The organism is Vibrio sp. YT-19(2023), from assembly GCF_033337395.1.
On the sequence record NZ_JAWOQN010000881.1, the window covers coordinates 1 to 570 of the forward strand.

The window sequence follows — 570 nt, forward strand, 5'->3', positions numbered from 1 at the left end:
TGCCTTGTTCTGTTACGTCTTCTGGAAGAGAGAAGTCAGTGCGGTCGATGTGCTCGCCGCCCATCACGTTAGCCAGACCGTTCAAGTTGTGCGGTGCAAACCATGTCCATTGCCATGTGTTGCCTTCGGTAAAGTCTTCACCACGGTGCTCGGCGCGGTAAGGCCAGAAAACATCGTTTTCGTTGAGCGCTTTGCGGTCTTTACACGCGTTGTAGTCCATACCGTCTGGGATAGATAGCGCCATGTTCTCGTCCAAACATTCGGCTTTCAGGTTGTTTGCCCAAACCTTGCTGCCACTGTTCATGTAAGCCGGACGCATAAAGCCCGTTGCACCCAATGCGTTGCCTTTGGTGTCTTGCAGTTTGCCGTATTGCTCTGGGTTGTAATCGAAGTAGTTCTTGAACGATTCAGAGCGTGCCATGTAGCGGCCGTACTGCTGGTCGTTGCCCGCAAGTTTAGCGATCTGAGCGATACACCAGTCGTAGTATGCGTTCTCAAGACCGTAAGACACCGACTCGTTCACGAGCTCGTCGTATTTATCGACTTTCAAACCTTCCACATAACCCGGTT

Annotated in this window: 1 protein-coding gene; it reads right to left on the reverse strand. The window is 51.8% G+C overall.

What is annotated here, in order from left to right:
• Window positions 1-570 (reverse strand): glycoside hydrolase domain-containing protein (locus tag R7E78_RS28970; protein WP_318058998.1); only part of this gene is annotated, 570 nt, incomplete at both ends.